Origin of the sequence: Janthinobacterium sp. NKUCC08_JDC (assembly GCF_019345575.1) — a bacterium.
Lineage (GTDB): Bacteria > Pseudomonadota > Gammaproteobacteria > Burkholderiales > Burkholderiaceae_D > Janthinobacterium > Janthinobacterium aestuarii.
The window spans coordinates 420,534-442,105 of sequence record NZ_JAHKQW010000001.1 but is presented as its reverse complement, the minus strand read 5'-3'; the positions used below and the strand labels follow the sequence as shown (position 1 = coordinate 442,105).

General features: G+C 62.6%; 23 protein-coding genes. 17 read left to right on the top strand and 6 right to left on the bottom strand.

Going from position 1 to position 21,572, the window contains the following annotated elements; genetic code table 11:
- The first annotated feature begins 174 nt into the window (after positions 1 to 174).
- Genes tsaB through KO538_RS02095 form a run of 4 tightly spaced genes read left to right on the top strand, consistent with a single transcriptional unit; the run spans position 175 to position 3,224 of the window.
- Positions 175 to 900 (top strand): tRNA (adenosine(37)-N6)-threonylcarbamoyltransferase complex dimerization subunit type 1 TsaB, encoded by a 726-nt coding sequence (tsaB, locus tag KO538_RS02110; protein WP_034749816.1) that lies wholly within the window; start codon positions 175 to 177, stop codon positions 898 to 900.
- A complete protein-coding gene (gene rimI / locus KO538_RS02105; RefSeq protein WP_051991022.1) occupies positions 897 to 1,394 on the top strand; it encodes a ribosomal protein S18-alanine N-acetyltransferase in 498 nt (165 codons plus the stop codon). The genes tsaB and rimI overlap by 4 nt, the downstream gene beginning before the upstream one ends.
- On the top strand, positions 1,391 to 2,293 hold the full coding sequence (locus KO538_RS02100; RefSeq protein ID WP_219327354.1) for a uracil-DNA glycosylase: 903 nt from the start codon (positions 1,391 to 1,393) through the stop codon (positions 2,291 to 2,293). The genes rimI and KO538_RS02100 overlap by 4 nt, the downstream gene beginning before the upstream one ends.
- The gene (locus KO538_RS02095; protein ID WP_374106830.1) at positions 2,289 to 3,224 is read left to right on the top strand and encodes a DUF1853 family protein; all 936 of its coding nucleotides are present in this window, start codon (positions 2,289 to 2,291) and stop codon (positions 3,222 to 3,224) included. Before KO538_RS02100 ends, KO538_RS02095 begins: the two co-directional genes overlap by 5 nt.
- Positions 3,225 to 3,259: 35 nt before the next feature.
- On the opposite strand, the gene lplT is transcribed toward KO538_RS02095, so the two are convergent.
- A complete protein-coding gene (gene lplT, locus KO538_RS02090) occupies positions 3,260 to 4,522 on the bottom strand; it encodes a lysophospholipid transporter LplT (RefSeq protein WP_034749808.1) in 1,263 nt (420 codons plus the stop codon).
- Between the two features lie 248 nt (positions 4,523 to 4,770).
- On the opposite strand from lplT, the gene alr reads away from it, so the two are divergent.
- From alr to fliD, 4 genes are all read left to right on the top strand, one after another.
- Positions 4,771 to 5,862, top strand: a complete 1,092-nt coding sequence (gene alr, locus KO538_RS02085) for an alanine racemase (protein ID WP_219327352.1) — start codon at positions 4,771 to 4,773, stop codon at positions 5,860 to 5,862.
- 86 nt (positions 5,863 to 5,948) lie between these two features.
- Positions 5,949 to 7,325, top strand: coding sequence for a DNA repair protein RadA (gene radA, locus KO538_RS02080; RefSeq protein WP_034749799.1), 1,377 nt, complete (start codon positions 5,949 to 5,951; stop codon positions 7,323 to 7,325).
- A gap of 75 nt (positions 7,326 to 7,400) precedes the next feature.
- A complete protein-coding gene (locus KO538_RS02075) occupies positions 7,401 to 7,775 on the top strand; it encodes a PilZ domain-containing protein (protein WP_307788848.1) in 375 nt (124 codons plus the stop codon).
- Between the two features lie 231 nt (positions 7,776 to 8,006).
- A complete protein-coding gene (gene fliD, locus KO538_RS02070) occupies positions 8,007 to 9,392 on the top strand; it encodes a flagellar filament capping protein FliD (RefSeq protein ID WP_072452831.1) in 1,386 nt (461 codons plus the stop codon).
- On the opposite strand, the gene KO538_RS02065 is transcribed toward fliD, so the two are convergent.
- Positions 9,389 to 10,189: a helix-turn-helix domain-containing protein gene (locus KO538_RS02065; protein WP_219327351.1), complete on the bottom strand. Its 801-nt coding sequence runs from the start codon at positions 10,187 to 10,189 to the stop codon at positions 9,389 to 9,391. The genes fliD and KO538_RS02065 overlap by 4 nt on opposite strands.
- A gap of 100 nt (positions 10,190 to 10,289) precedes the next feature.
- Here KO538_RS02065 and KO538_RS02060 point away from each other — a divergent pair, with 100 nt between their 5' ends.
- The 3 genes from KO538_RS02060 to KO538_RS02050 all read left to right on the top strand — a co-directional run bounded on the left by KO538_RS02060 (position 10,290) and on the right by KO538_RS02050 (position 12,830).
- A complete protein-coding gene (locus KO538_RS02060) occupies positions 10,290 to 11,525 on the top strand; it encodes an MFS transporter (RefSeq protein ID WP_219327350.1) in 1,236 nt (411 codons plus the stop codon).
- A gap of 32 nt (positions 11,526 to 11,557) precedes the next feature.
- A complete protein-coding gene (gene rraA / locus KO538_RS02055; protein WP_072452834.1) occupies positions 11,558 to 12,052 on the top strand; it encodes a ribonuclease E activity regulator RraA in 495 nt (164 codons plus the stop codon).
- 136 nt (positions 12,053 to 12,188) lie between these two features.
- Positions 12,189 to 12,830 (top strand): choice-of-anchor C family PEP-CTERM protein, encoded by a 642-nt coding sequence (locus tag KO538_RS02050; RefSeq protein WP_257620127.1) that lies wholly within the window; start codon positions 12,189 to 12,191, stop codon positions 12,828 to 12,830.
- Positions 12,831 to 12,887: 57 nt separating this feature from the next.
- On the opposite strand, the gene KO538_RS02045 is transcribed toward KO538_RS02050, so the two are convergent.
- Both KO538_RS02045 and KO538_RS02040 read right to left on the bottom strand, forming a co-directional pair.
- Positions 12,888 to 13,316, bottom strand: coding sequence for a DUF4952 domain-containing protein (locus KO538_RS02045; protein WP_219327348.1), 429 nt, complete (start codon positions 13,314 to 13,316; stop codon positions 12,888 to 12,890).
- Positions 13,303 to 13,686 carry a MerR family transcriptional regulator gene (locus KO538_RS02040; protein WP_070302076.1) on the bottom strand — a complete coding sequence of 128 codons (384 nt, stop codon included), beginning with the start codon at positions 13,684 to 13,686 and terminating at the stop codon, positions 13,303 to 13,305. Before KO538_RS02040 ends, KO538_RS02045 begins: the two co-directional genes overlap by 14 nt.
- Before the next feature lie 83 nt (positions 13,687 to 13,769).
- On the opposite strand from KO538_RS02040, the gene KO538_RS02035 reads away from it, so the two are divergent.
- The 6 genes from KO538_RS02035 to KO538_RS02010 all read left to right on the top strand — a co-directional run bounded on the left by KO538_RS02035 (position 13,770) and on the right by KO538_RS02010 (position 19,697).
- Positions 13,770 to 14,213 (top strand): hypothetical protein, encoded by a 444-nt coding sequence (locus KO538_RS02035; protein WP_070302075.1) that lies wholly within the window; start codon positions 13,770 to 13,772, stop codon positions 14,211 to 14,213.
- 55 nt (positions 14,214 to 14,268) lie between these two features.
- Positions 14,269 to 16,113 carry a DUF4153 domain-containing protein gene (locus tag KO538_RS02030; protein ID WP_219327347.1) on the top strand — a complete coding sequence of 615 codons (1,845 nt, stop codon included), beginning with the start codon at positions 14,269 to 14,271 and terminating at the stop codon, positions 16,111 to 16,113.
- A gap of 512 nt (positions 16,114 to 16,625) precedes the next feature.
- Positions 16,626 to 16,937: a hypothetical protein gene (locus tag KO538_RS02025; protein ID WP_219327346.1), complete on the top strand. Its 312-nt coding sequence runs from the start codon at positions 16,626 to 16,628 to the stop codon at positions 16,935 to 16,937.
- 266 nt (positions 16,938 to 17,203) lie between these two features.
- Complete coding sequence (locus KO538_RS02020) at positions 17,204 to 17,788, top strand: LysE family translocator (RefSeq protein WP_219327345.1); 585 nt, start codon at positions 17,204 to 17,206, stop codon at positions 17,786 to 17,788.
- A 9-nt stretch (positions 17,789 to 17,797) separates the two neighbouring features.
- Positions 17,798 to 19,240: a PLP-dependent aminotransferase family protein gene (locus tag KO538_RS02015; protein ID WP_219327344.1), complete on the top strand. Its 1,443-nt coding sequence runs from the start codon at positions 17,798 to 17,800 to the stop codon at positions 19,238 to 19,240.
- Positions 19,241 to 19,298: 58 nt separating this feature from the next.
- Entirely contained in the window at positions 19,299 to 19,697 is a 399-nt protein-coding gene (locus tag KO538_RS02010; RefSeq protein WP_034749762.1) for a VOC family protein, read from the top strand.
- Positions 19,698 to 19,712: 15 nt separating this feature from the next.
- Here the strand turns inward: KO538_RS02010 and motA are convergent, their stop codons facing one another.
- Entirely contained in the window at positions 19,713 to 20,576 is an 864-nt protein-coding gene (gene motA / locus KO538_RS02005; RefSeq protein WP_034749759.1) for a flagellar motor stator protein MotA, read from the bottom strand.
- Positions 20,577 to 20,624: 48 nt separating this feature from the next.
- Entirely contained in the window at positions 20,625 to 21,539 is a 915-nt protein-coding gene (locus tag KO538_RS02000) for a LysR family transcriptional regulator (RefSeq protein ID WP_072452854.1), read from the bottom strand.
- Between the last annotated feature and the right edge of the window lie 33 nt (positions 21,540 to 21,572).

Here is a 21,572-nt window from a genome sequence, read left to right as displayed (position 1 = left end):
GGCAAGAGTGGGGTGATAGTGTCGCGTATGGATTGCCAGGCATGGCGCAATGACGCCGGTCAAGCAATCAGCTTAGCCTTTTATTATAGCCGTCCTCGCGCACGGCCTGTGCAAGTGGGCTGTTGTTGGCCGGCACGGCATGCCGTTCCCGGGCCTGGCAAGGTAAAATACGCTATGTCTACCTTACTTCCCACCTTACTTGCTATTGAAACGTCGTCCGAACTCGCCTCCTGCGCCTTGTTGCGCGGCGATGTCGTCCTGTCCCGCGCCTCGTCGGGCGTGCGCACCCATTCCCAGTCCATCCTGCCGATGGTGCAGGAATTGCTGGCCGAAGCGGGCGTGACCCTGGCGGACGTCGACGCCATCGCCTACGGTTCCGGCCCCGGCTCGTTTACGGGCGTGCGCACGGCTTGCGGCATCGCTCAAGGCCTGGCTTACGGCGCCAATCTGCCCGTCGTGCCTGTCGTCACGCTCGACGCCATGGCGCTCGCGTGCCACCAGCAGCATGGTGTGCAGCGCATCGTGACCGTGCTCGACGCCCGCATGGGCGAAGTGTACTGGGCGCAATATGATTACCAGGATGGTTTGCAGATTGTTGCGCCACCGGCCCTGAGTGCGCCTGCCGGCGTAGCGCCGCAAGGCGACGTCACCGCTTGCGGCAACGGTTTTGCGGCCTATGCCGATGCCTTGGCGACGCTGCCATGCGCCGCCAGCGCGGACGCGGCCATCATGCCGCACGCCGTGCAAGTGGCGCAGCTGGCGCGCATCGCGTTTGTGGCCGGTCAGTTCGTGACGGCGGCCGAGGCGCAGCCTCTGTACTTGCGCAACAAGATCGCTTACACAAGTGCCGAGCGTCTCGACATGCAGGCCGCCAAGGCCGCTGCGGAGTCCGCACAATGATGGAGGCGGGCAAGGACAAGGACAGCACTGCAGGCTGGGACTTGCTGCGCCTCGACTATCAACCGATGCAGGAAGCGGACCTGGTCGAAGTGCTGGCGCTGGAACAGCGCGTGTATCCGCATCCCTGGACGCATGGCAACTTCGTCGATTCCCTCAAGAGCGGCTACCCGGCCTGGGTCTTGCGCGACGTGGATGGCACCTTGCTCGGCTACTTCTTGCTGATGCTGGTCGTCGATGAAGCGCACTTGCTGAACGTGGCCGTCGAGGGCGCCATTCAGGGACAGGGACTGGGGCGTTTCCTGCTGAACCAGTCCTGCGCCTGCGCGCGCCAGCTGGGCATGGAATCGATGCTGCTGGAAGTGCGCCCGTCGAACGTGCGCGCGCTCGATATTTACCAGCGCTATGGATTTGAACAGATAGGCCGCCGCAAGGGATATTATCCTGCCGCCAATTCGCAACGTGAGGACGCCATCGTGATGCGTTATACCTTATGAGCCGCAGCGCCGTTTTCCTCGATGAGATGGGCGTCGGCCCCCTGTGGCGCTTGCGCCAGGGTGCCGCATCCGAAGCTGTTGACGTTGTTGCCGAGGCTGCCATGGAGATGGACGTCGCCGTGGCGGCACCCGTGCTTGAGGCCGTGATTGAGGTCGTTACAGAGGTGGTTGCCGAAGTCGTCGAGATGGCTGCCGAGGCGAAGGTCGAGGTGCAGGCCGAAGCGCCCGTCGCCGTTGCCGCGGCGCCAGTCCCCGCCGCCGAGCCCGACGACACGGCCTGGTTCGACGATGCGCCGCCACCGCCGCCCGCCAGACAGTTGAGCGATGCAGACATTGCCGCCCTCGACTGGGATGGCTTGACGGCGGCCGTGGCCAAGTGCGCGCGCTGCGACTTGTGCAAGACGCGCAAGGGTGTCGTCATGGGCCGTGGCGACCGTCAGGGTGCTTGGCTGATGCTGGCCAGCAGCCCCTCGCGCCTGGAAGAGCGGGAAGGGCGCGCCTTGCCGGGCGAACAGGGCAAGCTGCTCGACAATATGCTCAAGGCTATCGATATCGACGCGGGCAGCGATGTGTACATCACGCACTTGCTGAAATGCCGTCCGCTCGACGAGGCCGGGCAGGAACGTCTGCCGACAGAAGCCGAGTCCGCCGCCTGCCGTCCGTACTTCGACCGCGAACTGGCCCTGCTGCAGCCGCGCACCATCGTCACCCTCGGTTCGATGGCCGCCGCTGGCATCAATCCCGGTGAAAAGCCCGTACGCGGCAAGGTGCGCCAGCTGGGCAATGCGTCCGTCGTGGCCACCTTCCACCCAGAGCAACTGCTGCAGGATGGGACGGGCAAGGCCAAGGCGCGCGCCTGGGCCGACCTGTGTCTGGCGAAAAGCACGCACGGTGATTGAGGCTGACGTCGGCGCTTTCCAGGCCCGCTTCGAGCGCCGCTGGGGCCATTTGACGCACCCCCGCGTGCGTGCGCTGGCCTGGCTGCTCGACTCGCCCGACTTGCTGGACCCGACCAGCCCCCATTGGGGCGGGCGCATCGCCAGCCTCGCGCCCGTCACGCCCGCCGTGGCGACGTGGCTGGCGGCGCTGCAGGATGACCCGTCGCCGCTCGATGCGGCGCTGGGGCCGAAATTCTATTCCCGCCTGGGCCTGTACGCTGAAAAGCTGCTGGCCTTTTATTTTGAGCAGCATGGATTGCTGGTTGCGCATGGCTTGCAAGTGCAGGTCAACCGCAACGACACGGTGGGCGAGTTCGATTTCCTGCTGCGTGACGGGAATGAGCTGTTGCACTGGGAATTCGCCACCAAGTTCTACTTGCTGGAAGGCGCGCCCGATCCCGGCGTGTTCAACCACTTGATCGGCCCCAACCTGGCCGATACTTTGGGCTTGAAGATGCGCAAGATTCTCGACAAGCAATTGGCCTTGTCCCGCCATCCTGCCGCGCAAAGCCTGCTGGCGCACCCAGTGCGCGCGGCGCAGGCGCTGGTCAAGGGCTGGCTGTTCTATGCGGCAGGCGCCACGCCCGCCATGGACGGTATTTCCCCAGGGCACGGACACGGCTTCTGGTGCACGCCTATGCAATTGACGCAGCAGCGCTATGTCGTGCTGCCGCGATTGCAATGGCTGGCGCCGTTCAAGGGGCGCGACGTGGAAGTGCTCGATGTCGACGTCTTGCAGGCGCGCTTGTTTGATCTGGCGCAACCGGTGCTGGTGGCCACGGTGGACAATGTCGAAGGCTGGGAAGTGGAGCGCACGCGTGGTTTTGTCGTGCCCCATGACTGGACGGAGCAGGCCGCCGCGCGGCGGCTGTTAGGTACGCTGCCAGCGTAATGCTGGGGTCAGACCCGTCGGGTCTGACCCCAAAATTAGTGTTTCTGCTCGCCGATCAAGGAAAGATTGTCATGCTCAGCCTGGTTCAGCTTGTGCTTGCGCATGATCATGTACATGGTGCCGGCGACGAACAGGCCGAACAGGGTGATGATGATGTTGAGCGGCAGGTGCAAGCGGATCATGATCGAATACACGGCCAGCATGGTCAGAATCGACAGGTTTTCATTGAAGTTCTGCACGGCGATGGAATGGCCTGCGCTCATCAGCACGTGGCCTCGATGTTGCAGCAGTGCATTCATTGGCACGACGAAGAAGCCGGACAGGGCGCCGATCAGTATCAGCAGCGGGTAGGCGATCCACACAGAGTGCACTTGCGTCATCATCATGACGATCACGCCCATGGCGATCCCGAGAGGAATGACGGTCAGCGATTTGCGCAATGGAATGAAACGGGCAGACAGCACGGCGCCGGCGGCCACGCCGATGGCGACCACGCCCACCAGGCTGGTTGCCTTGTCGAAGGGCATGTTCAAGGATTGCTTGGCCCATTCCAGCACGATCAGCTGCAAGGTGGCGCCTGCGCCCCAGAACAGGGTCGTCACGGCCAGGGTGATCTGGCCCAGCTTGTCTTTCCACAGGATGGAATAGCAATTGGCAAAATCAGTAATCAGTTTGATAGGATTGCGTTCCTGGTGCGCATACACGCAGCCCGTGTCGGGAATCTTCAGGTTGGCCAGGGTCGCCAGCGCATAAATGCCCACTACCACGCACAAGGCCGCTTCTGTCTTGCTGGTGATGCCCGTATTGATCAGGGGAATGTCGATGGACAGCAGCATGTCGGACACGTGGCCGCTGACGAGCGCGCCGCCCATGACGGTGCCGAGGATGATGGAGGTGACGGTCAAGCCTTCGATCCAGCCATTCGCCGCCACAAGTTTTTCCGGCGGCAGTAGTTCCGTCAGGATGCCGTACTTGGCAGGCGAATACACGGCAGCGCCAAAACCGACGACGGCGTAGGCCAGCAGCGGATGCACGTGGAAGAAGACGAGGGCGCAGCCGAAGATCTTGACCATGTTGGCGATGAACATGACCTTGCCTTTCGGCAGTGCATCCGCGAAGGCGCCGACAAAAGCGGCCAACAGCACGTAAAACAGCACGAACGACAGTTTGAGCAGCGGCGTGATCCACGCCGGGGATTTCATGGACACCAATAAATCGACGGCGACAAAAAAGAGGGCGTTATCTGCCAGCGAAGAAAAGAACTGCGCCGCCATGATGGTATAAAAACCACGATTCATTCTGGATTGCCTGAAATCATATCTGGCTTGCTTTATACCACGAAAAAACGGCAAACCCCAAGTTTGGAAGGGGCTGCTTTGCATCCTCTTGCCTAAGCGAAGCTTAATTTTTCTGCCGTAGAAAAATACACATACATGTGAGCATTTTGTACATGGTGTCCTGCGCGCCTATTCTGCCTCCGCTAGCGGCGCGCGCCTGCGGCCCATCCGGTAAAATACGGCTTTCCCACTTGCCGTGTGTCACGCTTATGCCCAGGCCCCTCATTGCCACCATCCATCTCGATGCCATGCAACACAATCTGGCGCGCGCCCGTGCCGGCGCCCGCGGCGCCAAAGTGTGGGCCGTAGTCAAGGCAAATGCCTATGGCCACGGCCTGGAGCGGGCCATGCGGGGTTTTGCCGACGCCGATGGCCTGGCGCTGGTCGAGGTCGATTACGCCGTGCGCTTGCGCGAACTGGGCTGGACCAAGCCCATCTTGCTGCTCGAAGGTTTTTTCGACGCCAGCGATTTGCCTGCCATGGCGCAGCACAAGCTGAACGGCAGCGTGCATTGCGAAGAACAGATCGACATGCTGGCGGCGGCGTGCTTGCCGCACGCCATCGACGTGCACCTGAAAATGAATACGGGCATGAACCGCCTGGGTTTTACGCCGGGCGCCGTGGCGGGTGCGTATGCGCGCCTGCGCGCCATCCCGCACGTCGGCACGATCACCCTGATGACGCATTTCGCCAATGCCGATGAAGCGGCGCCCACGCGCTTGCCCCTGGAGCAGCAGATGCTGCGTTTCGAAGCGGGCGCGGCCAGCATAGGCGTACCCTTGCCGCGCAGCCTGTGCAATTCGGCCGGCGTGCTGCTGCACCATCTCGACAGTGACTGGGTGCGCCCCGGCATCATGCTGTATGGCGGCACGCCCAGCGGCGCTGCCGGCGGCACGTCCGCGCAGGCGTTCGGCTTGCTGCCCACCATGACCTTGCGCAGCAAGATTATCGGCATCCAGGATATCGCCGCCGGCGAAGTGGTGGGCTACGGCAGCCGCTATGAGGCGGCCGGCAATATCAAGGTCGGCGTGGTGGCCTGCGGCTATGCGGACGGCTATCCGCGCCACGCGCCCGAAGGCACGCCCGTGCTCGTCGATGGCGTGCGCACTGGCCTCATCGGCCGGGTGTCGATGGACATGCTGATGGTCGATCTGACGCAGGTGCCGGAAGTAAAAGTCGGCAGCGCCGTCACCTTGTGGGGCCAGGGCATGCCGATCGACGAGGTGGCCCTGGCCGCCGGCACCATCGGCTACGAGCTGATGTGCGCATTGGCGCCGCGCGTTCCGGTGATCGAGGCGTGACAGTGACGTCGGCCCGCCGTTTGTATATACTGTGAATTTACTGTATATACAGACAGCAGTTTCACCTTACCCGGGCAAAGTACACCATGGCAAAAGTCAAGACCACCTATACCTGCAGCGATTGCGGCGCCATCAGCAACAAATGGATGGGGCAATGTACCTCGTGCAACCAGTGGAATACCATGGTGGAAACCCTGCCCGAGACGGGCGGCAACAACCGCTATTCGAATCCGCAGCACATGTCGCTGGCGCAGACGGCGCCCGTGCTGTCGCTTGACGATATCGATGCCATCGACGTGCCCCGCTTCGGCACGGGCATCGAGGAATTCGACCGCGTGCTGGGCGGCGGCATGGTGGCCGGCGGCGTCGTGCTGATCGGCGGCGACCCCGGCATCGGCAAGTCGACCCTGCTGCTGCAGGCGCTGGCGAACATGTCGCACCACAAGCGCGTGCTGTACGTCAGCGGCGAGGAATCGGGTGCGCAGATCGCCCTGCGCGCCAAGCGCCTCGTCATCGATGCCAAGGAACTCAAATTGCAGGCCGAGATCCAGCTGGAAAAGATCCTGTCCACCTTGCACGACCTGAAGCCGGAAGTGGTGGTCATCGACTCGATCCAGACCGTGTATTCCGACGCCCTCAGCTCGGCTCCTGGTTCCGTGGCGCAAGTGCGCGAATGCGCGGCGCAACTGACGCGGGCGGCCAAGCAGACGGGCGTGACCATCATTCTGGTCGGCCACGTGACGAAAGAGGGCGCGCTGGCCGGTCCCCGCGTGCTCGAGCACATTGTCGATACGGTGCTGTATTTCGAGGGCGACGCCCATTCCAGCTTCCGCCTCGTGCGCGCCATCAAGAACCGTTTCGGCGCCGTCAACGAACTGGGCGTGTTCGCCATGACGGAAAAGGGCTTGAAAGGCGTGTCGAATCCGTCCGCCCTGTTCCTGTCGCAGCACGACAACCAGGTGCCCGGTTCCTGCGTGATGGTGACGCAGGAAGGCACGCGTCCCTTGCTGGTGGAAATCCAGGCCCTCGTCGACACGAGTCACTTGCCCAATGCGCGCCGGCTGTCCGTCGGCCTGGAGCAGAACCGCCTGGCCATGCTGCTGGCCGTGGCGCACCGCCACGCGGGCATCGCCGCGTTCGACCAGGATGTGTTCATCAATGCCGTCGGCGGCGTGAAGATCACGGAACCGGCGGCCGACCTGGCCGTGTTGCTGGCGATTAATTCGTCGATGCGCAACAAGCCCCTGCCACGGGGATTGGTCGTGTTTGGCGAAGTGGGGCTGGCTGGTGAAATCCGCCCCGCGCCACGGGGCCAGGAGCGCTTGCGCGAAGCGGCCAAGCTGGGCTTTACCTTGGCCGTGGTGCCCAAGTCCAACTTGCCGAAACAGCTCATCGAAGGCCTCAAGGTCATCGGCGTCGAGCGCATCGACGAAGCGTTCAATAAACTCCGCGACTTGGAGTAAAAGTTGGTATGGCTTAAATGCCAAGCTTGAGACAAGTCAAACATAATTTCCGTTTGGAACTATAATATTTGTCCGATGAGTTCGCATGGCGAATTCGTATCGACAATGCATAGAGAGAAGCGGAATACAGTGTCAGTAGAGCAAAGGCAGGGCGCACGCAAGATTTTGCGTGCCAAGGCAATGTTGGTCATCGATGGCGCGGGTCCCGTGGCGGCGCGCACCCTTGATGTGGGGCCCGGTGGCATGGCGGCCGTCATCGCTGAGCCGGTGCCGACAGGCAAGCAGGGCAAGGTGCTGTTCGAGCTGTTTTACGATGGCGCGGCGCACATCATCGAGGCGCGGGTGTCCGTCTCGCACTGCATTTTCAGCAGTGCCGGTTTCAAGGTGGGACTCACTTTCCTGCAGCTGGACATGGCTGTCAGCAGCGCCATCTCGAAGTTCATGCGCTGAGGCGCGCACGAGATAAGCGGCAAGTGAAATGCGCTAGAATGGTGCATATGGGTTTGCAGTCAGGAAAAACTTGTTCTGTTCACTGTTTTGATATTCCGGTAATACTGCATAATTATCAACCAGAAGAGGGATGCCGCCGCGCCACGCGCGCCTGCCGTCCGTTTCTAGCGCAGCACGCGGTCAAGACCTGAACCGCGTGTCATGACCTTACACCCGACGGGAACGCCTACCATGTTTAATTCGACCATCAACAGCAGGGCTTACACCAACAACACGCAGCAGACGACGCAGGGCAATATCTCGGCCGATGTGTATGCGAAGGTGGAGCGCCAGATGCAGTCGCAGAACACGGGCGTCGTCAAGCTCAACGCCAGCCTGGCGCGCGACCAGGCCAAGTTTTCGGGCCTGGGCCAGCTGCAATCGGCGCTGGCGAAATTCCAGACCGTGGCCAAGAACATGGCCGGCAGCGGCTTGGCCACGTCGGCCACGTCGAGCGCCAAGGATGTGCTGAGCGCTACCACCACCGACAAGGCCGCCAGCGGCAGCCATGAGCTGAACGTCAAGCAGCTGGCGCAGGGGCAGACCTTGCTCAGCGGCGCGCAGAAATCGTCGAGCGCGGCGATCGGCACGGGCGCGCCCGCGCTGGTCAAGATCGAAGTGGGCACGGCCGATGGCAAGCAATTTACGCCCGGCAGCGGCAAGGTCATTTCGCTGACGATAGACAGCAGCAACAATAGCCTCGACGGCATCGCCGCCGCCCTGAAACAGCAGGGCGTGGACGCTAGCGTCGTCAAAGGCCCCGATGGCTACTCGCTGGCCATCAATGGCAAGAGCGGCGCCGACAGCAGTATGCGCATCAGCGTGTCCGGCGACGCTGCCGTCAGTAATTTGCTCAGCTATGCGCCCGGCTCTGGCAAGGGCCTGCAGCAGACGGCCGCCGCGCAGGATGCGTTGCTGACCGTCGATGGCAAGGACATCAAGAGCGCCACGAATACCTTGACGACGGCTGTCGAGGGCGCCACCATCGAATTGAAGAAAAAGGGTGTGACCGACCTCGTCATCGCCAAGGACAGCAGCCAGATCGCGACCAACGTGGCCAGCTTCGTCACGGCCTACAATGAACTCAACAGCAAACTGCAAAGCCTGCAGCAGGGCGACTTGAAGTCCGACACAGCCCTGGGCCAGGTGCGTTCACAGATGGAGCAAGTGCTGCGCACGGCCAGCACGGGCGTGCCCGCTTCCATCCTGAGCAGCGCCGGCGTGACCCTGGGCAAAAGCGGCGAGTTGGTGCTCGACGATAAAAAACTCAAGGCCGCCATCGCTGCCGATCCGGATGCCGTCAGCAAGCTGTTTACGAATAACGGCAAGGGCGTGGCCGACCAGTTCTCCAGCAAGATCGGCGAGCTGACGGGCGAAACGAGCATTATCCGCAAGGAAGTGCAGACGGTGGGCAAGGACATCACCACCCTGACCAACAAGAAAGCCGTGCTGGCCAAGGCGCTGACTGCCCAGGCGCAGGCGCTGATCAAGGCCTATTCGGCCCAGGAACAGATGGGAACGAACTCGGCCTTGCCTGGTTATACCGGCAAAAATTCCTTGTTTGACTTCATGGCTTAAGAGCGCTCGCTCTGGGCAAAGAAGGCTGATGGCGAACTGCCGAAGGTCTTCTTGAACATGGCGGAAAAGGCCGACTGGCTGGCGTAGCCCAGTTCTTCGGCCACCTGCGACAGCGGCACGCCGCGCGCGATCAGGGGCGCCGCGTGCGCCAGGCGCACTTGCTGGCGCCACTGGCCAAAACTCATGCCCAATTCCCGTTCGAACAGCCGCGCCAGGGTACGCTCCGACGCGCCGACCAGCTGCGCCCAGTGTTCCAGGGTCTGGTTCAAGCCCGGTTTCTCGATCAGGCTGTCGCACAGGGTTTTCAGGCGCTTGTCGCTGGGCAAGGGGACGCGGATGGGGCGCGTGTCCGAGCGTTTCAATTCATCGAGGATCAGTTCGGCCAACAGCGCTTCGCGCGCCGGTTCCTCGCCCGGGTCCAATTGCTCCAGCGCCATGATCAGCTGGCGCAGCAGGTTCGATACTTCCAGCACCTTGCAGTCGCGGCCCGCGAACGGCGCGCGCGCGGCATGGATGCACAGGGGGCGCAAGCGGGTTTTTTCCAGTATCGTGACGGCATGCTCGACGTTGGGCGCGATCCAGATGGCGCGCATGGGCGGCAGCACCCAGCTGCTGTTGTTGGCCGTAATGCGCAGCACGCCTTCGAGCGCCATGGTCACTTGACCCCATGGATGGCTGTGCGGCAAGAGAAATTCATCGGGTTGCAGGTCGCGCGCGACCATGGTCACGGGGATGGTCGCGCTGGGCGCTTCCCGTGGCGGACACATGCGCGTATGGTGGAGGATAGGTACACCCATCAGCTTGGCCTTAATTCGATAAATTATGTCATTCTGTCGGAAAACAGACGATGGTATTTTGCATACACTTGAGCTTCACCAGTATAAGACAGGGTATGACATGATAACAACTAACTCGGCATCCGAACTTCCCACCTTGCGCAGCGATGCGCGCGTCATTGCCCTCGTGGGGCTGGCGCATGGCGTGTCGCACTTCTACCATCTGATCCTTGCGGCCCTGTTCGTCTGGCTGAAACCGGCCTTCGATCTGTCGTATGCGGAGCTGGGCTTGCTGATGACGGTGTTCTTCATCATCTCGGGCGTGGGGCAGGCGCTGGCCGGCTTTGTCGTCGACCGCTTCGGCGCGCGCGCCGTGTTGTTTTCCGGCATTTTTCTGCTGGGCGTGTCGGCGCTGGCCCTGTCCACCGCACACAGCTATGCGGCGCTGATGCTGGGCGCCATGCTGGCCGGTATGGGCAACAGCGTATTCCATCCGGCCGACTACACCATCCTCAACCAGCGCGTCTCGGCGGCCCGCGTGGCCTACGGCTTTTCCGTGCATGGCATCAGTGGCAACATCGGCTGGGCCCTGGCGCCGCTGTTCATGACATACGTTGCCACCCATTATGACTGGAGAGTGGCGCTGCAGTGCGCGGCCGTGCTGCCGTTCGGCGTGCTGCTGATCCTGTTCCTGAACCGCTACGCCATCCGTCCCGAGCCCGTGAAAAAGGCCGCACCGGGCCAGCAAGCTGCTGGCGAAGGCACCTTGGATTTCCTGCGCCTGCCGGCCGTGTGGATGTGCTTTGCCTTCTTCTTCATTACCGCCATCGCCCTGGGCGGCATCCAGAGCTTTGCCAGCGTGGCCCTCGTCAAGCTGTACGGCATGAGTCTGGCGCTGGCGACCAGCGCCTACACGGCCTATATGCTGGCCTCGGCCGTGGGCATGCTGGCCGGCGGCGTGGTGGGTGCGCGCAGCAAGCAGCCGGACCGCAACGTGGCGATCGCCTTTTCCGCCGCCGCGCTGCTGGCCGTGCTGCTGTCCATGGCCGCCGTGCCTGCCTGGGGCGCGGTGGTGCTGATGGGCGCCATCGGCCTGACGTCGGGCGTGGCGGGACCGTCGCGCGACCTGATGATACGCGCGGCGGCGCCGAAGAATGCCACCGGGCGCGTGTATGGCGTCGTGTATTCGGGCCTCGACAGCGGCCTGGCCGTCGGCCCTCTGTTCTTTGGCGCGCTGATGGATGGCGACCATCCGGCCCTGCTGTTCGTGTTCATCGGCCTGTTCCAGGCGCTGGCGATTGCCACGGCCGTGGGGGTGGGCGGCAAAAAACGTGCTGCGGCGTTGCAAAAGGCATAGAATCGTTGCCATCAGCCACGAAAGGAATCCCCATGACCTTTGCCACCACCGACCTGTGCGACGACTATGCGGCCATGCTCGACGACGGCACCCTGGCCGTGCTGCCGCCCGTGTACCGCGCTTTCGGCCAGCGCGTGCGTTTCAGCGGCCCCGCCACCACCTTGCAAGTGTTCGAGGACAACGCGCTCGTGCGCAGCACCCTGGAAACGCCGGGCCAGGGCCATGTGCTGGTGATCGATGGCGGCGGCAGCCTGCGCCGCGCGCTGGTGGGCGGCCAGCTGGGCGTGCTGGCGGAAAGCAACGGCTGGGCCGGCATCATCGTCGATGGCTGCATCCGCGACAGCGAGGAAATCAATGTCTGCCAGATCGGCGTGCGCGCCCTGGCCACGCATCCGCGCAAGAGCAACAAGACGGGCGCCGGCCAGCGCGATGTGCGCGTGCAGGTCAGCGGCGTGGCCGTGCATCCAGGCGACTGGATCTACGCCGATGCGGACGGCATCCTGGTGGCGCGGCAGGAACTCGATTGACGGCGCAGCGCACCTGAAGGCGTTGCAAATTATCTACATTAAATATATTTTTGCAAAGTTCTTTGATTTTTATCATGGCTGAGATATGATTTCACTTAAGGAAACTTTAATGCCTATAAGGCAAGGAAATCAGATCATGAAAATCGCCACCATCGCAGCAGTTGTTGCCCTGTTCGCCGCCGGCACCGCCAGCGCCAGCCCCGTCAACCTGATCACGAATGGCGATTTTGAATCGGTCGCGCCCGGCTATACCTTTTCCAGTGGCTATCATGTTGTCAATGGCGGTTCCTCGGCCATCGGCGGCTGGACGGTGGGCGCTTCCTCGGTCGACCTGATCCGCAATGCCTATAACGCTATCGACGGCTACAGCATCGACATGCTGGGCACGCCTGGTCCGGGTTTCCTGTCGCAAAGTTTCAATGTCGTTGCCGGCCAGACGTACAACCTGAGCTTTGACATGGCGCGCAATTCCGGCGGCCCTGCCGGCCAGGGCGTGGCCGTCAATTTTGGTGGCGTGGCAGGTAATTTCTACTCGACGGCTACCGCCTCGAACACCTTGTACAGCAACACCTTGAGCTTCACGGCTGCTTCCAGCGGCCTGGCGACCCTGTCGTTTGCCAGCGCCGCCCAGGCCGGCACGCCGTTCGACAATTACTCGGGCGCCGTGATCGACAACGTGGCCGTGATGGCCGCCGTACCGGAACCGGAAACCTACGCCATGCTGCTGGCGGGCCTGGGCCTGATGGGTTTCCTGCGCCGCCGCAAGGCCGCCAAGTAAGTCTGATTTTGTCCGAGATCAAACCGCCTGCTGCCATGCACAGGCGGTTTTTTTACGTCAAGGGTCTTGTGCGTAGCCGTCCACCTGCACGACAAAGCGCTCGATCCGCGGCCAGTCTGCGCGCGTCCTGACCAGCGTTTCGCCCGTGGCCATCAGCAGCACATAGCCGTAGCCCGTGCGGCGGTCGCGCCAGGAGTGGGGCGTGCTGTCCCAAGCGCAGCAATAGCGCTTAAGCCTGGGCAAGCCGTACGCGCGCCGCAGATACGCTTCCGCCTGTTGCGCATGCTTGCCGTCCACTGCATAGCGGGCCTCGAACGGCTGGTCCTGGCGTTCCGTGTTTTGCCGGCAACCCTGGTAGACGAGATACGCGGGCTTCTTGCCCAGCTGGGACAGGAAGTCGCTGCAGGCCAGCCCGGCACCCTGCGCGCCGCCAGCGCCCAGCAGGAATAGCCACGGCAGCAGTGTAGCGAGTTTAGTGACTGGCATCGGCATCTCCCCGCAACGGACACGCTGCCGCTGCCGGCCCCATACGCAGCACCAGTTCGCCGCGCAACTGCGTCAATCCCGCGATGCGCGCATCGATTTCACCCAGCTTGCGCGCCAGCGCCGCGCGCAGCAGGTCCGCCGTGGCGGGATCGCCGGCGGCCGCCAGCAGCGGCATGTCGGCCTCGATTTCGGCCAGGGTAAAGCCCAGCTGCTGCGCCGTGCGCAGGTAGCGCAGCCAGTCGGCCGCTTCGGGCGGGTAATCGCGGTAGCCATTCGCGCCGCGCCGTGCGCGCAGCAAGCCCCGCTTTTCATAAAAGCGCAGGGTATCGCGGCTCAAGCCCGTTGCCTGCGCCATCTCGCCGATCTGCATGGTGATTTTTCTTTCATAAAATGCTTGACCATGGAGTGTACTCCAACCCTGATCATGGGCGCTTTCCATCGACAGGAGTTCCCATGTTGTCCGTTTCCGCTTTCCGCCGCGTGGTGCGCGCCAGCGCCATTTATGATGTGCTCATGACGGCCCCGTTTGTCACGCCGTGGACGTTTTTGCTGCTGCACGAGCACTTGAACGCCGTCAACCTGAGCCTGGGCGGCGTGCCGCTGCCCGTCTTCGGACCGTTTCATCTGCTCATCAGCAGCTTGTTTGGCAGCGTGGTGATGGTCTGGTCCGTGCTGCGCATGCTGGACCCGCAGCCGCGCTTCGGCCGCTATGACGCGGCGGCCCGCTACCTGTTTTCCACGTGGATGGCGTGGGCGCTGTTCACGACGGGCCAGCCGCTGCTGTGGCTGTTCCTCGTACCGGAACTGGCCTGGGGCCTCGCGCAAAGCTTGCCATTGCGCCGCAGCGGGGGCGCGCCGGCAGGACGCGCGCACGAATCGTTGTTGAGATGGCGATAACGAAATGCAATAATGGCCGTGCTTTACAGCAATAAACGACTATTAAGGGATGATTATGCAGCAGGATGCCGCTGGAAAAAACATAGCGTTGCTCGATCCGGTGGTGGCACCGCGCATCGCGGTGACGCGCCTGGTGACGGGCCTGCTGCAAGGCGTGCTGCTGTACTGGCTGTACAGCACGGCGCAAGCTAAAGTCTGGCCCGCCACGGAAGCCTACCTGCTGGCGCCGCTGATGCTGATCAGCCTGCTGCTGCCCATCCTGCTGGTTTCCAGCCTCGGCCATATGTCGGTCAAGCGCATTGCCCTGTGGATGGCGGGCGCCGCCGTCGTGATGGCCGTGCTGGCCTGGCATGACGTGGCGCGCGGCGCCGAGCACGTGATCTGGGGCAACTACAAGCCAGGCGCACCGCTGCGCGTCATTTCCGCGCAGCTGTTCGGTTTCTGTGTCGTCGGCTTTTATATCGCCCACGCGCTGGTGCTGGCCAGCGCCCAGGATGGCCAGCGCATCGCCCGCTATCCGGCCTACTTTGAAATCGCCTGGAAGCTCGGCATCCAGCTGCTGTTTTCCCTGCTGTTCGTGCTGGGCCTGTGGCTGGTGCTGTGGCTGGGCGGACAACTGTTCCTGCTCATCAAACTGAGTTTCCTGAAAAAGCTGCTGAGCCAGGCCTGGTTCGTGATTCCCGTCATCTGCTTCGCGTTTTCGTTTGCCATCCACATCACGGACGTGCGCCCCTCCATCGTGCGCGGCATCCGCACCTTGCTGCTGGTGCTGCTGTCGTGGCTGATGCCGATCGCCGCCGTGCTCGTCTCCGGTTTCCTGCTGACCTTGCCTTTCATCGGCTTCGAGCGCCTGTGGGCCACGCGCCATGCGGCATCCGTGCTGCTGGGCATGGCTGGCGTGCTGGTAGTGCTGATCAATGCCGCCTTCCAGAATGGCGAAGTGGGCCATGGCGTGGCGCGCGGCATCCGCCTGGGCACGCGTCTGGCCTGTCTGCTGTTGCCGTGGGTGGTGGGCATCGCCATCTATGCGCTGACCCTGCGCGTGATGTCGCATGGCTGGACATCCGACCGCTTGATCGCCGCCGCCTGCCTGCTGATCGCCACCTGCTACGCCGCCGGTTACGCGTGGGCGGCCAGCAAGTATGGCGACTGGCTGCACCTGATCGCCAACGTCAACGTGGCCACCGCCTTTGTTACTCTGCTGGTGCTGTTCGCCCTGTTCTCGCCGCTGGCCGACCCGGCGCGCATTTCCGTGGCCAGCCAGATGGCGCGCCTGAACAGCGGTAAGATAGACGTGGACAAGTTCGATTTCGAATACCTGCGCTTCCAGGGCGCCCGCTATGGCCAGGCGGCCTTGCAGGAACTCAAGACGCGCACGGCGGGCCCGGACGCGGCCATCGTGCGGGCCCGCGCCGACGCCATGCTCAAGCGCCAGAACCGCCTCGACGAGACGGGCGCTCTCAGCGACGTGTCGATCAACCTGACCCTGCGCCCGGCCACGGCGAAGTTGCCGGAGAGTTTCCTGCGCCAGGACTGGACGCAAGTGAGCCCGGCCTGGCGCCTGCCCGCCTGTTTGAAGCGGGCAGGGCCGCAGTGCGACGCGTATCTGCTCGATTTCGACGGCGATGGCAAGCAGGACGTGCTGCTGATCAGCAATGACCCGCGCGCCTCGTCGGTGTTGCTGGCGGAAAAGGAAGACGGCAGCTGGACCGCGCGCGGACAAATCCCCACCGATGCCCTGCGCTGCAAACCCCTGCGCGAGAAATTGCAGGCGGGCGAATTCCAGCTGGTGCCGCCGAAAGTGCGCGAACTGGAAATCGACGGCCAGCGCGTGCCGATGACCTTATATACGCCAGAGGATGAGGTAGCCTGCCCGGATGAGGCGGAGCCGACGCCGTAAATGGCAGAAGAAAGGATTTGCCGCGCTGAACAAAACCGATTGCTTGCCATGAAAGCAATCACTTCGTGGGCTGAGCGACTCCGTCCGTTATCGGGCAGCAGCGGTCGTTGTCTTGCCAGTTTTTTCAGTAGTACAGAATAAGTCGCAGTTGAAAGGACGAAAACTTGAAACTAAATTGGCGAACTTTGATTTTTCAACTGCTCATTGCAGCGCTGGGGATATGGATGTTGCTTGCCGCATTTATTTTTAAACAACCTTCGTACCAAGAATTGTCCTTAGACTGCGTGTCCCACTGTAAGGAAAAAAAGATGGTCGGAACATTGGTTGCTCAGAGCGGGCCTGCCTCGCCGAAGCCGTCGGCTCAAAGATTTGATTGTGCTTGCTCATAAATCGCAACTCCCTGTTTGGCGTTCCGGTTGCCAACTTGTCCGCCCGGACTGCCTTCTGTTGGTCGCGGTACCTGCCAACGACGATAACCGGCCAGAGGCTGCCACTGAAGCACAGGAAATGTCATGTCCATTGCAAGAAAAGGAAGCCGCCGGATTATTGTCGATTCTTTACCATATCGATGGTCGGTCAGCCTACCTGCCTATACACAGGCCATGGGGGAAACGAATCTGTCTTTCGCAGTTGAATCTGAAAGCGGTGGCCGAACCACCCTTCTGGTGAGAACAGATATCGCACGTCCGGATATTTGGCTGGGTAATTTTACGCGTGCTATTACGCCCTCAGTCGTGGAGCGCGCTATTCGACAGGCATTGATGAAGGGGTGGTATCCCAGCCAATGTGGAAGCTCCTTCGAAATTACAATTCGACTCGCTTGAGCCCACTGATAATCCGCCAGTTGCGTTGTGCGCCTGCGGTGGACGCTGAAGTCCGTTATCAACATTGACCATGCCCTTCGGCGCCATCGGCCGCAACCGGACAGAAACAGCGCTTTCCAGATGGTTGTCCGCGCGGGGCTGACTGCATCCCCGCTGTAGCAGTCGTTCGACTGATACAGCATGTGCTTGTACGCGGCGCCTTGTGCCTTGTCCCCGCTGTGCCGCGCTTCTAGACTGAGGCCTTCTCCACGCTGCGACTGCCTGCCATGACCGAACTGCTGCCCCTGATGAGCTATTGCTTTGTGATGTCCGCCACGCCCGGACCGAACAACGTCATGCTGGCCACCACCGGCGCCAATTTCGGCTATCGCGGTGCGCTGCCGGTGATCCTCGGCATCCAGGCCGGCATCTTCGTGCAGACCATGCTCATGTGCGTTGGGCTGGGCAGCGTGTTCGTCGCGTATCCGATGGCGCAGCAGGTGTTGCGGATCGCGGGCGCGCTGTACTTGATGTTCTTGGCCTGGAAACTTGCCGGCGCCTCGGTGGCGGGGGCCGGCGCACCGAAGGCCGTGTCGTTTGCGCAGGCGGCGCTGTTCCAGGCGCTGAACCCCAAGAGCTGGCTCAAGGCGGTCACCATGGCGTCCGTCTTCATGCCTGCGCAGGGCAATATGCTCGCCAGCGCGCTGCTCGTATCCGTGATCGGCACCGTGGTGGGCATGCCGTGCAACGCCATGTGGGCGCTGTTCGGCGTCTCGATCCGCAGCGTGCTGAAAGCGCCCCGCAACCAGCGCCTCTTCAATCTGGCGATGGGCGCCATCCTGCTGGTCCTCGCCGTGACGTTTTTACGCTAGACTGCCACCATGTTCGCCATCGACCGCTCCTCGCCCATCGCCCTGTTCAAGCAGATCGAGGCCGCATTGCGCCAGCAGATCGCGCAACGCGTCCTGCCTGGCGGGACGAGGCTGCCGTCGATCCGCCAGCTTGCCACGCAGCTCGCGGTGAGCACCAACACCGTGGTGGTGGCGTATGACAGGCTGGTGGCCGCAGGCGTCATCGATACGCATGGCACGACGGGTTTTTTCGTCTGCGCCCCCGCTGACGCCAGCCGCGCCATCCCCGACGAGGTGGCGCTGGAAGCGGGCCAGGAGCAGGAACCAGTCTGGCTGAGCCAGCAAGTGAACGACCAGCGGCCGGGCGTGCTGCTGGCCAGCAGCGGCGCCTTGCCGCCCACGTGGCTGCAGGATGCGCTGCCGGCGGCCGCCGTGCAGCGTGGCTTGGCGCGCAGCACGTCCGGCATGGCTTCGCGCTGTCCGCCGCAAGGGCTGGCCGAACTGCGCGAGCAGATCGCGCTGCTGTTGCGCGGTATCGGCATCGCCGCGGACGCCAGCCACATCCTCACCACTTTCGGCGGCACGCATGCCATCGATCTGATTTGCCGCACGTTTCTGCAGCCCGGCGATACGGTGCTGGTGGAAGACCCCGGATACTTCCTGATGTTCGGCAGGCTGCGCCAGGACGGCGTGCGCCTGGTGCCCATCAAGCGCCGCCCCGATGGCCTCGACCTGGACGAACTGGACGCGGCCTGCCGCGCGCACCGTCCGCGCCTGCTGTTCATGCAGACGGCTTTGCACAACCCCACCGGCTGGAGCAGCAGCGCCGCCAACCTGCACAAGGTGCTGATCATGGCGCAGCAGTACGGCTTCCTGATCGCCGAAGACGACGTGCACGGCCATTTCCAGCCGGGTCACAGCACGCGGCTGGCGTCGCTGTCCGGACTCGACGGCGTGATCTACTATTCGAGCCTGTGCAAGGCGCTGAGCCCGGCCCTGCGCATGGGCTACCTGGCCGCGGCGCCGGCTCTGCTCAAGCTGCTGATGCGCACCAAGATCCATTCCATCATGACCTTGCCTGCGCTGAACGAATACGTGCTGCTGGAAGTGCTCAAGGCCGGCAACCTGCGCAAGCACCTGGAGCGGCTGCAACGCAAGATCATGGTGGCGCGCAACGCCAGCACGCGGCAGCTGAGCGCGGCCGGCGTGCTGTTCGAGCAGCCGGGAGACGCAGGCATTTTCCTGTGGGGTAGCATGCCCGAAGGGCTGGACGTGGACTTGCTGGTGCAGGACGCCTACCGCAACAAGATCCTGCTGATGCGCGGCGCCGCGTTCTCGGCCAACGACACGCCCGACCAGCACATCCGCTTCAACGTCGCCTTCAGCCAGCATCCGCGCGTGAGCGCCTACCTTGAAGAACGCCTGCGCGCGGTGGCAGGCGCGCGCTCCAGCCTTGCCCGCGCCTTCCTTTAGTTTTTATTGGTATTCTGGAGGGACGATTTTTTCGTCAACGTGTGAGCAAGGAAGCGCCATGCACAAACAGATCATTCTCAACCTGCCCGTGAAGGACCTGGATAAGTCCAAGGCCTTCTTTTCCGCCCTCGGCTTTACCTTCGATCCCCGCTTCAGCGGCGAGAACGCGGCATTCATGAATATCGTCGAAGGCAGCATCCAGGCCATGCTGACGACGGAACCGTTCTTCCAGTCGCTGATCGACAAGCCGCTGGCGAATGCCAGGGAAACCAATGAAGTCGTCATTTGCCTCAGTTGCGAAAGCCGGGAAGAGGTGGACAGCCTGATCGCCAAGGCCCAGGCCGCCGGTGGCCGCATACCGCATCCGCCCGAGGACCATGGCTTCATGTATGACCAGGGCTTCGAGGATATCGATGGCCACCTGTGGAACCTGGTCTGGACGGCGCCGGAAGCCTGATGCGAACCGCTGGAATCAGTTCTTCGTGCGCACCTGGCGCACGTGGTTTTCCAGTTCGCTGAACGACGGGCGTTCCGTGGCGGAAATGACCTTGCGGCCGAATTCCACGGCCAGCGCCGGCGCATAGCCGTTCAGGCTGGCCAGCAGGGTCACTTTCACGCACTGGTACATCTTCGCCGTTTCATGGTGCTTGCGGCGCAGCAAGCTGGCCAGGGGCGCGATAAAACCGTAGGCCAGCAAGATGCCGATGAAGGTGCCGACGAGCGCCTGCGCGATCAGCACGCCCAGCTCGGCCGGCGGCAGGCCGACGGAGGCCATTGTGTGCACGACGCCCATGACGGCGGCCACGATGCCGAAGGCGGGCATGGCGTCGGCCAGCTGCGAAATCGTCTGGATCGGCATTTCCGCATCTTCATGGTGCGTTTCGATCTCGTTATCCATCAGGTTTTCGATCTGGTACGCGTCCATATTGCCCGACACCATCAGGCGCAAATAATCGGTGATGAATTCCAGGATGTGCTCGTCGCCGAGCGTGTACGGGTATTTGATGAAAATGGGACTGCGGTACGGGTCGTCGATATCGTCCTCGACCGACATCAAGCCTTCCTTGCGGATCTTGCTGAGGATTTCATACATCAGCCCCATCAGTTCCATATAGCGCGCCTTCGTGTATTGCGAGCCGTGGAACAGGGTGGGCAGGGCGGCGAACGTGGCGCGGATGGCCTTGGCGTCATTGCCGACAAAGAAGGTGCCCAGCGCGGCGCCGCCGATCATCAGCAGTTCCAGCGGCTGGAACAGGGCGCCCAGGTGACCGCCCTGCATGGCGAAACCGCCGAAGACGGAAAACAGCACGACGAGAAATCCGAGTATGACTAGCAAAACCTACTCCTTCATATTATTGCCATATCGCAATATTGTAGTGTAACCCTATTTCCCCGTATTGGCCGAGTCCGGCTGCAACTGCTCGATGAGAAAATTGATAAAAGCGCGCACTTTGGCGGGCAGCTGGTGGCGGCTCGGGTAGTAGGCGTACAGGTCGGCCGGCGCCAGCGCATAGTCTTCCAGCACCACGCGCAGGCGGCCGCTGTCGAGGTAGCGGGCCAGGTCCCATTCCGAGCGCAGCAGGATGCCGTGCCCGTCCAGCGCCCAGCCCAGCACCACGTCGCCATCGTTGCTGGCCACCGTGCCGCGCACTTTCACCGTGTGGGTGGCGCGGCCACGGCTCAGGCGCCAGATGCCGTAGGCGTCGTCGTTTTGCCGGTGCACGATGCAGCGGTGCCGCGCCAGGTCGTCGGGCGTTTGCGGCGTGCCGTGCGCCTGCAGGTAGGCGGGCGAAGCGCACAGGAAACGGCGGTTCGACATGATGCGCCGTGCCGATAAACGCGTGTCGGGCAAGTCGCCGAAGCGGATGCCCAGGTCGTAGGCCTGCTCGACCAGGTTGATGGGGCTGTCCGTCAGCTGCAGCTGCACTTCCAGCTGCGGGTGGCGCAGCGCGAATTGCGACAGCAGGGGCGCGATCACCGTGCGGCCGAAACCCAGGGTGGCATTTACGCGCAACAAGCCTTTCGGTTCCGCGCTGCCGCTGGCCAGGGATTCCTCCATGGCGCGGATATCGTCGAGGATTTGCCGTGCCTGCTGCAGATAGCTTTCGCCATCGCCCGTCAGGCTGATGCGCCGCGTGCTGCGGTTCAGCAGGCGCACGCCCAGGCGCTGTTCCATCAGCGCCAATCGCTTGCTGACGGCGGGTGGCGTGATGTCCAGTTCGCGCGCTGTGGCTGACAGGCTGCCCAGCTTGGCCAGCAGCACAAAGAAGGCCATTTCCGTCGTGGCGTCGCTTTTCATTATTAACTTCAAGTGAAGAATGGTTTAAATTAA